The 7,118-nt window shown below is 43.9% G+C and carries 4 protein-coding genes; all 4 read left to right on the plus strand.

Features of this window, described 5'->3' with window-relative positions:
* Positions 1 to 961 (plus strand): PBECR3 domain-containing polyvalent protein (locus C5684_RS08700; RefSeq protein WP_456152208.1); only part of this gene is annotated, 961 nt, incomplete at its 5' end.
* 44 nt (positions 962 to 1,005) lie between these two features.
* On the plus strand, positions 1,006 to 1,398 hold the full coding sequence (locus tag C5684_RS08705; protein WP_267891351.1) for a PBECR3 domain-containing polyvalent protein: 393 nt from the start codon (positions 1,006 to 1,008) through the stop codon (positions 1,396 to 1,398).
* 74 nt (positions 1,399 to 1,472) lie between these two features.
* Entirely contained in the window at positions 1,473 to 6,446 is a 4,974-nt protein-coding gene (locus C5684_RS09360) for a putative barnase/colicin E5 family endoribonuclease (RefSeq protein WP_199764542.1), read from the plus strand.
* A 108-nt stretch (positions 6,447 to 6,554) separates the two neighbouring features.
* Positions 6,555 to 7,118: DNA methyltransferase (locus C5684_RS08720; RefSeq protein ID WP_267891350.1), on the plus strand; the 564-nt coding region annotated here is incomplete at its 3' end.

The raw sequence follows: 7,118 nt of genomic DNA on the forward strand, positions 1-7,118 counted from the left end.
GCATGTGGGTTCCTCAATTGCGACCAGTGTGAGTGGTGCTGCCCAGTATCAGATCACAAAAGCCTTATTTAGTATTGTTGTGCGCACGATGCCCCATATCCCCTTTTTTAAGGGCATTAACACGAAGGTGAGTTCTGCCGCACTGCGCTACCACATCAAAGCCGCTTTAAACAAGTCTGCTAGTGTGCAGGACTTTAAAATCCAGCTCAACCACCTAGTCCAACGCCAAGACTTTGATAACGCCACTAAAGCCTTGATTAGAGAGATTGAGGGGGGATTACCACCAGATGAGCCACCACCTAGTGGAGGTGGAGGAGGAGGGAAACCGCCAAGTGGTGATGGTGGAAGTTTAGAGGGGGCAAAGGGTGGAGAACAAAGGAATTTAACGCCCCAAGAGATTAAAGAAGCTATACAACAATGGGATTTGAGTCCTCAAGCTAACGCTAACGCCAAACAAAGGCTAGTGGTTTCTAGTGTAGAGGCTACAGAAGCCCAAGAACTAGCCCAAGCCCTTAAATTTAAGGGCAAGAGAGAGCTTGTAAGAGAAATTGACGCACACCAAGTATTGCATACTTTGAAACAGCATGGAGATATAAACAAGGAGGCTAGCAGAGGGCAGATTGCGGTAACTTTAGAGGACATCGCTCACTACCAAGAGTATCTTAAAAACCCCGATTTTAAACACATACAAGAAGAGAGTGGGCGTATCGTGTATGCCAAACAGATTAATGGCTACGCGGTGGTGATTGAGGAAGCCTTAAGCGGGCAAGATAAGTTAAGATTTTTTGATATGTGGAAGTTAAAGGGGCAACTCAATAAAGAAGTCCTGCTATCCCATAGCCAACGCCCTAACACGACTCCAAGCCTTGATCTTGAAGGCTATATGCCTAGCAGTGGAGCTAACCCTACCACCCCAACACTTAAAAATCAAGAGGGCACAGATTTACGCCCGCGTTTTTAGAGGAGGTCAAAAGACGCAAGAATGATAAGGTTTGGATTGGGGAACTGACTAACCCTAAAATCATTGAGTATCTAGGTTTTGACCCTAACAAGCCCATTAAGATGTTATTTGATGGGGATGCTTTAACCCATATTGAAAAAAGGCATGGCAAGGGAAGTCCTTTAGTAGAGGAGAGCAAACAACCAGCAGTAACGTACGAAGACATAGCCACTTATCCGGACATTGTGAATGGGGCGGATTTGATGAGGGTAGAAGACACACCCAAAGGTAAATATATTGTAATAGGCAAGCAGGTTAACGGGTACGCGATTGTGGTGGAAGCTATCGGCACGAAAAGCAACCAACTAACTCTAAAAACCATCTACAAAGAAAACGGAAAATTAGAAAAAGGGGTAGATTTTAGAGATGGTGCTGGTATACGACTATCTAAATTTTAGATAGCGTCGCACGCCCGTTCCTCACGGGTGCTACTTAGACGCAACTGCACCATCGCAAAAACCCTACAACATAAATGCTTAATCTCAAATTAAAAAATAACGCCACAAAAGCCCTTATTAGAGAGATTGAGGGGGGATTACCACCAGATGATGGTGGAGGAGGGATAGCTAATCCGCATTTAGGGGATAGTGGGGGAAAACCTCCAAGTGGTGGAGAACCACCACCAACAGGGGCTAGAGGGGAAGAACCTAAGCGATTAAGTTTTGAGGAAATTAAAGCCCTCATTGATTCTAGTCCCTCTAAAGGGCGTGATATGGTCATCATAGGGCGGGTTAATTTTAGCCCCGCTGTAGTGGATTATCTGCTAGAGTTTAAAGAGCCTAGCAAAAAGATAGCCATTGAGCACTTAGAGCCCTCTAAAGCCCAAGAATTAGGCTTTAAATACCCCACAGATGTCAGACGCACCATTGATAAAAGCGAGATTTTGCATGTGCTAGAGAGACATGGGGAAAATGGGACTATCAAGCAGGCAAGAGAACAGCCTGCCGTAACCAAAGAGGACATCGCTAAATACCCCCAATACACCGATCAAGCAGATTTCCAAGTTTTAGGCTCAAACCACGCGGGGGAAGTGATTATTAGCGGGAAACAAATTAACGGATATTATGTGGTGGTGGAACAAATCCGCAAGGGCCAAAATGAATTGGCTTTTAAAACCATGTATTTTGAACGAGGGGATTTGCATAGGAATCCGGTCTTTGATTCGGTAATGCCAAAAGAGCACCCCAAGCACCCTAGTTATGAGCTAGGACTTGGACAAACGACCGATACAAAGACTAATCCCAACTCTACCACCCAAGAACTTAAAAATCAAGCCACAGAGCTTCACGCCAAAGCTAAAGAGCAAGAAGCGGGGTTTAAGGAGCTTTTAGAGGGGCTAAAAGGTAGTAGCACCCTAGAGGCTAATAACACGCTTAAAAGCCTGCAGAGTATCCAAGAAAAGCTAGAATATTACAAGGGGGACACTGGTCGCATAGATGATCTGCTAAGAGGGGCAGTGCTTGCAGATAGACAAGCCTTTGATGCTGAGTTTATGCGCGTGTTAGGTAGCTTAGAGGCTAACCCTAAGACCACCAACATAACCCCCAAATTTATTAAAACCCAAGATGGCTACACAGGGGCACATATTAATTTCAACTTTAATGGCATACCCGCTGAAATACAAGTCCACACGCCTAAGAGTTGGGCGGTTAAAAAGCAGTTAGACCCGCTTTATAAGGAGAAACGGCGACTCTATTTAGAGGGTAAACTGAGCAACAAGGACATAAAAGAGTTCAAACGCAAAATGAAGGCGATAGGTCAAGAGTCCGATTTAGATAGTAGCCTTTTTACTTCCTCTAAGCTAATTTCTCCACAAGCACCATCTACCATGTCTGTATTGGCAAAAAAATCAGGAACAGATTTAAAAGACACCCAAGAGCCTTTGTTAAAGTCAAATTCAAACCCGGGGACTTCAGAGTCGGGCACAGCATATAACCGCTTAGATTCAAAATTAAACCAAAAATCTACATCTTTAACCGGTGGTAAAGGGATAGATTCAGACATACAAGCTCCTTTAGCTCAAGATAGCACACAAGGGCTTAAAGATAAGCCCCTGCTCTTAACCTATAAAAATACCCAAGAGTTGGTAACGCATGCCAAAGCAGAGGGGCTAAGCCCTGCACGCATAGGGCAATTAGTGCAAGAAAGAAAACAAGCCATCGCGGGGCTTTTGCCCTATAAAAGAGAAGTGGATATTAACCGCGTGATTTTTAAAGAGGATATTAAAAACAGCACGCAAATCGTGCTAGAAGGCAGACAAGCGTATTTAAGCCACGCCCAGTTATTGCAGGCACTTAACAAGGCTAAAGAACTTAAAAACAATAGCCCGAGCATCTATGAATTAGTCCAACACCACCAAAGCAGATTAGCCCAGTTGCAAGATAGGACTCTAGCCTATGAGTGGCTAAAAGCTTTTAATCTTAAAAGCCTTGATGAGCCCTTTATCCCCCAATTTAGTAAAGAAGTGCAAGAAGCCTTAGAACCCGTGTTAAAGGGGGAACAAATTAAATTAACGCGCGGGAGTTTGGCTAAATTGGAGAAAAGGCAAAGAGATAGCCTACTGCCCCACATCAAACCCGCTTTAGAGCAAAGTGATATGATTTTAAGAGACAAGGAGAACGTCTTAATCTTTGTTAAAGGTATTGAGAAAACATATTATTTTACCAGTGTAGCCCGATCAGGTGATGGCAGTTGGACTATCCGCACCAATTCTTATAAGACTTTGAACAGATTAAAAAATGTCGTAGGCGATGGTGGAGAGGTGCTACATGTAGGTGAGAAAGCCCCAAATATACTCGCTGAGACTTTTAAGGCTAAAACATTTTTTAACCAACTCGTAGATAATTCTAGCACAACGAGTCTTAACCCCCCTACCAAACCCCCGCTTAAAAGCCCCAACATTGAGCCTAACCCCGCTTTTGGGGAGCATTTTAAAGAATTTGAGGGTAAAGGCGCACAAGCGGTGGCTAAGCTTTTAAAAGAGAAAAGAGGGCAAGTAGCCGGGGCTTTTTATAGGGAGGATTTGGGCGAGAGTGGGGGCTATATTGATCTAGTTTGGGGAGCAAGTGCCACAGATTTAAAGGGCTTGAAAGGGGCTAATGGTAAACCTCTAAAGCCTTATGGCTTGAGTAAGATTGTAGAAAAACATCTTGATGACTTTAAGGGGTTTGAGGGGGCGAATGCTTTGGAGAAGTTGGGGAATGGGATTGAGGCAATAATCAGAAATGGGGAAGTGCTTAAAACCCACAATGGCTATAACATTCTTTATAGAGGTTATAAGGTAGGGCTTAATGAAGGGTGGAATGAGGGGGGAGTAAAAAAAGGTAGCAATAGATGGGTTGTAACAGCTTATGATAATTCTAAGAGTTTGGAGGAGAAGAATCAAGGTCGCAACTCTGATTCTTTTACTAAAGGCGAGACTCTGCCCTTAAACCCTAAAGACAATTCTAGCACAACCCCCCTTAAACCCAAGAAATCTAAGACCCCACCGCTTGAAATTGAGGGAGAACACTACTTTGGCTATGACAATACCCATCCACAATTCAAGGGTATTTATGGTGTCCTTAGACTTTTTAAAGACAAAGACCATGGAGAAGTTAGCCGCGTATTCACACGCCCAGACTTGGGTGATATTGATCTTGTTTGGGGCAAACAAAAGGGCTTACAAGGGGGTAAGGTCGTTGATATTGGTCTTTCTAGGATTCACAGAAAACTAAAGGACTTTGCAGACTTCCCCGGCACTTTTGCCAACAAAAAAGAAATAAAAGCCGCCAGTGCGCTAACAACCATCATCACACAGGGCATACACCTAGAAGAAGAGGGGACTAATATGCTATGGCTTAAAAGTGGCCCTAATTACCACGGCTTGAGTTTAGCACTCAGAAATAGCGAACGCCGTGCATGGATTGTTACAGATCACATTAAAACCCAAACACCCCCTCAAGCCCTCAAAGGGTATGAGAGTGCTTTAGACTTGGATCCAGAGTGGGCTAAGGCTTTTGGGCTCAAAGATAACCAAGCAACTTTTAGCGTTTATCTTTCACCAAAGGTGGCTAAGGCTTTAATAGACCCCAAAAAAGCGGCAGAGGCTAAGGCTTTAGGGGTTCAAAATGTTGTCGGTATTGAGTTGTCGCCCCATACGCTCTTTAAGATTGAAGCCCCCAATAAAGAGGCGTTCTTGCCCTATATCCGCCAAACTTTAGAAGAGCCCGATTTGTTGATAAAAAATCAAGGGCTTTTATTCCTCAAAGAGTTTAAAGACCCCAAAACAGGTAAGGACTTTATCAGTCTAGCCCAAAGCGGCCACATAGGCTGGCATTTTAGCCAACATAGCCCCCAAGAGCTAGAAGCCTTTTTAAAAGAGCAGATTCAACAAGGTCAAATTGCTTACAATGGACTTAAAAACAAAACCCCCAACATTGAGCCTAATCCCGCTTTTGGGGAGCATTTTAAAGAATTTGAGGGTAAAGGCGCACAAGCCGTGGCTAAACTCTTGCAAGAGAAACGCGGGCAAGTAGCCGGGGCTTTTTATAGGGAGGATTTGGGCGAGAGTGGGGGCTATATTGATCTAGTTTGGGGAGCAAGTGCCACAGATTTAAAGGGCTTGAAAGGGGCTAATGGTAAACCTCTAAAGCCTTATGGCTTGTCTAAGATTGTAGAAAAACATCTTGATGACTTTAAGGGGTTTGAGGGGGCGAATGCTTTGGAGAAGTTGGGGAATGGGATTGAAACGATTATTAAGAATGGTAATTTAGTCAATGACCAAGCGGGTGTAAAGACCTTTATTCTTAAAGACAATGGCAGAGAGTTTAGGGTAGGCATCTCACAAGGCTGGGAACACGAAGGTAAAAATTACTGGATCATCACGGCGTATGAGAACAAGAAAACTCCCCCCGCGCAGAAGTTCGACCAAGTCGCGGCTAAGTCTGAGCATGGCTCCGATCTTGCCCAAAAGGGAGAAACTAATTCTACCAAACCCCCGCTTAAAACCCCCAAAATTGAACCTAACCCAGAGGACTTTAACTACACCACAGAGGGGATTAAGGGGCTAAAGGAGTTGCGAGAGGATTTAAAACAAGCATTAAGCCCTATTTTAAACCAAGACATCAAAAACAAAGAAACGGGGGTTATTGCGCGCCTTTCAAGCACGGGGCTCAATAAAATATCGAGTTCTAAGGCTTTAGAAAAAAGCATTGCCAATGGGTTTAGCAAAGAGGAACATTTTAAAGTAGGAGCGGGCATTAAAAGCCTTTTTGAGAATGCCACCCTAAAAGAAACCTATGCAGACAAAAAGGCTAGCCCGGATATAAAAGCGATGCACAGATATTTTACACGGCTCAATGTTAATGGCAAGCCAGCAGAGGCTAAAATCACTTTAAAAGAGAGTGTGCAGAAAGGGCATAGAATCTATAGTTTAGAATTAGAAGAACTAAGCCCCCTACCTTGAGGATTACAGCACACCCATGCAACCCAGTAGAGGCAGGCAATACTCACACAGGTGGGAGATGTGCGCAGTTTATACAAACTTTCCCACGCCTATTGTAAAGCCCTCTTCATGCTAGCTAAATCTTACTTAAAACCCAAAGGAGCGACCATTCTAACCCCCTACCTTAACCAAGTTTTTAACGCCGATGCGTTGGAGTTTATGGCTAAATTGCCTGATAGTTGTATTGATTGTGTGCTCATTGATCCGCCCTATTGTTCAGGGGGTGTAAAATCTTTAGCAGAGCGCTACAAAAGCACCAATGACAAGTATTTAACAATCCGCAAAGATGGGAAAACTTACCCCGAATTTATGGGGGACAGCAAAGACCAACGGGTTTTTACCATGTGGATAGGCTTTATCTTTGCCCAAATAGAGCGCATTTTAAAGCCTAATAGTTACTTTTTTAGTTTCATTGACTGGCGGATGCTCCCTGCTCTTAGCGATGCCGTGCAATTAGCGGATTTGGCATGGCGGGGAGTCATTGTGTGGGATAAGGGCAGGGGTGCTAGACCCTTTGCTAATGGCTTTAAGCAACAATGCGAGTTTATTGTTTGGGGCACTAAGGGGGAACTACCCAACACACAAGAAGCCAATTATCATTATGGCTACATTCAGGCTAGAACCCCTATCAAT

Source organism: Helicobacter bizzozeronii (assembly GCF_900196775.1).
Lineage (GTDB): Bacteria > Campylobacterota > Campylobacteria > Campylobacterales > Helicobacteraceae > Helicobacter > Helicobacter bizzozeronii.